This is a genomic window from Micromonospora sp. SL1-18, from assembly GCF_047921505.1.
Lineage (GTDB): Bacteria > Actinomycetota > Actinomycetes > Mycobacteriales > Micromonosporaceae > Micromonospora.
Window position 1 is genome coordinate 1 of sequence record NZ_JBLROA010000153.1, and the last position, 2405, is coordinate 2405.

Below are 2405 nucleotides of genomic sequence, written 5' to 3' on the forward strand. Positions count from 1 at the left end.
TAGAAATCCGTGAGCGACGACAGGCTCGACACCTGGCATGCTGTTTGTACCGATAAAATGCCTAGAGTCCGGTAGGTGCCAGAGAGCGACACCTGCGTGCCGACGAGGTCGACCGCCTCACCAGCGGGGCCACAGCCGCCAGCACGGCCCGTAGGCATGATATCGTGATAACACAACTCTGGATCGGAGGTGCCACATGCCCAATATCCTCGTCCGCGATCTTAGTCAAGAGGCCGTCGACCGCATCGACGCCACAGCCGCCAACCTCGGGCTGTCCCGCAACGAATACCTACGCCGTAAGTTCGAGGAGAACATCAGCCCTGCCGGCGAGCGGACGGTCACCGCCGAGGACTGGCAACGATCCGCAGAGGCATTCGCGGATCTGGCCGACCCTACGGTGATGGAGGACGCGTGGCGGTGACGAGCTGGCTGATCGACAAGTCCGCGTACATTCGGCTCCAACTCGGCCAAGCGGCGAACCGCGACGCGTGGAGCGCACGCATCAGCCGCGGGTTGGTCCGGCTCTCCACCATCACCCGGCTCGAACTTGGCTACTCAGCACGCTCCGGAGAAGTGGGGCGTCGACAGTTCGCCGCCCCACCACTGTCCTTGATGCCGGTCGAGCACCTGACACCCGCCATCGAGGACCGGGCACTGGAGGTGCAGATGCTGCTTGCCGATCGAGGCCAGCACCGTGCCCCGTCAATCCCTGACCTCCTGATCGCGGCGACTGCTGAAAAGACGGGACTGACCATCCTCGCCGTCGACAAGGACTTCGACCTCATCGCCGCGGTCACGGGCCAGTCGGTTGAAACCCTGCCTGGCTAACTGGTCCGCGACGGACGCTGTTGCGTTGTCGGATCGGTGGACGCGCCGGGCTGCGTCAGCGGGCATTGGTCAGATCGCTCGGGCCAGTTCGGTGAACGCGGCGGCCACCCGAGTCGCGGGTGGGGCGTCGAGTCCGAGTTCGTAGTGTCCGCGTCGCAGGTTCTGAACGAAGGCGTGCCCGGTGATGATCGTCTGCGCGGTGCGGTCGGTGCACAGGTCACGCATCGGTCTGAGCCGGTGCTTGAGCTGGCTGTGATCAGCCTCGATCGCATTGTTCGCGTGCCGTGTACGGTGCCAAAACTCTGTTTCAGGCTTGTGAGCTGCGAATCTTGCGAGTAGCTCAGGCTGCCCGGTGATACTCGTTGATCACGCCGCCCAGGACGCGGCGCCGCCGGATCGGCTTGTCGATCGCGACGACCACACCGGGGTCGTAGTCGGGTGGATGCTGATCCAGGCTCTGGTGCGGCCGGTGCCAGTCGAAGTGGTCCTCATAGTCGCGTAACACGGCACGGGCGTGATGTTCGTTGTAGATCAATACCCGGTCGGTGCACTCGGCCCGGACACTGCGCACGAAGCGTTCCGCGAACGCGTTCGCCCGGGGCGTGCGCGGCGGAGTCTTCACCACGTCGATGCCTTCGGCGGCGAACACCGTGTCGAACGACGCGGTGAACTTGGCGTCGCGGTCGCGGATCAGGAACCGGAACAGTGTCATACGGTCACCGAGGTCCAGCACCAGGTTGCGGGCCTGCTGGGTAGTCCAGGCGGCGGTCGGGTGGGCGGTGACGCCGAGGATGTGCACCCGTCGGGTCCTGATCTCCATGACGAACAGCACATACAACCGCCGCAGCGTGACGGTGTCGATGTGGAAGTAGTCGATCGCCAGCAGGCCGGACGCCTGCGCGCGCAGGAACGTCCTCCAATTGGTGTCGATCCCGGGTGGCGCAGGACCGCGCTTCGAGCTGGCGAGGATGCGACGGATGGTGCCGGCGCCGACCCGATGGCCGAGCCCGACGAGTTCGCCTTGGATGCGCCGGTGCCCCCAGCCGGGATTTTCCCTGGCCAAGCGCAGGATCAGGTCCCGGAGGTCGTCGCTGATCGGTGGTCGTCCGGGCCGGTTCGGGTAGGTCCAGTGCCGGCGGACCAGCCGGCGGTGCCAGGCCAGCAGGGTGGCTGGGGTAACGATCCGATGCCTCCAGAGTTCCCGCGGCAGTGCCCGGACCAGCGCGGACAATACCGCCCGCTCCGGCCACGACAAGCGCGGCCGACCGACCTGACGGCGTAGCACCGCCACCTCATGGCGCAGCACCAGCAACTCAGCGACCAGCGCGGACTCGCTGCACGTGGCCAGCGGCAACCAGCCGAACATCCGCACCGCACTCAGGTACAGCAGCCGAACCAACACACCTGCCATCCTGCGTCCTTGTCGCGAAACAGCAGCTCACACCCTGTGCGACGAGTTTTGGCACGGTACAGGGTGTTGCGGCGTTTGCCTGGGGTTCGTAGGCAAACCTTGACCTCGTCCTTGGCCACGTCCAACGCGGCGCATCGATCATGCAGGACGTCCATGGTGTCCTCCT

5 protein-coding genes are annotated in these 2405 nt (G+C 65.6%); 2 read left to right on the forward strand and 3 right to left on the reverse strand.

Annotated elements, in window-relative coordinates:
* Positions 1–196 precede the first annotated feature (196 nt).
* Complete coding sequence (locus ACNAW0_RS30165; RefSeq protein ID WP_416291439.1) at positions 197–421, forward strand: hypothetical protein; 225 nt, start codon at positions 197–199, stop codon at positions 419–421.
* Entirely contained in the window at positions 412–828 is a 417-nt protein-coding gene (locus ACNAW0_RS30170; RefSeq protein ID WP_416291440.1) for a PIN domain nuclease, read from the forward strand. The genes ACNAW0_RS30165 and ACNAW0_RS30170 overlap by 10 nt, the downstream gene beginning before the upstream one ends.
* Before the next feature lie 69 nt (positions 829–897).
* Here ACNAW0_RS30170 and ACNAW0_RS30175 read toward each other — a convergent pair whose 3' ends face one another.
* The 3 genes from ACNAW0_RS30175 to ACNAW0_RS30185 form a co-directional block, all read right to left on the reverse strand.
* Positions 898–1185: a DDE-type integrase/transposase/recombinase gene (locus ACNAW0_RS30175; RefSeq protein ID WP_416291443.1), complete on the reverse strand. Its 288-nt coding sequence runs from the start codon at positions 1183–1185 to the stop codon at positions 898–900.
* Entirely contained in the window at positions 1169–2239 is a 1071-nt protein-coding gene (locus tag ACNAW0_RS30180) for an integrase core domain-containing protein (protein ID WP_416291441.1), read from the reverse strand. The genes ACNAW0_RS30175 and ACNAW0_RS30180 overlap by 17 nt, the downstream gene beginning before the upstream one ends.
* Positions 2206–2405, reverse strand: a 200-nt coding sequence (locus tag ACNAW0_RS30185) for a hypothetical protein (RefSeq protein ID WP_416291442.1), incomplete at its 5' end; no start/stop codon positions are given. The genes ACNAW0_RS30180 and ACNAW0_RS30185, both read right to left, overlap by 34 nt.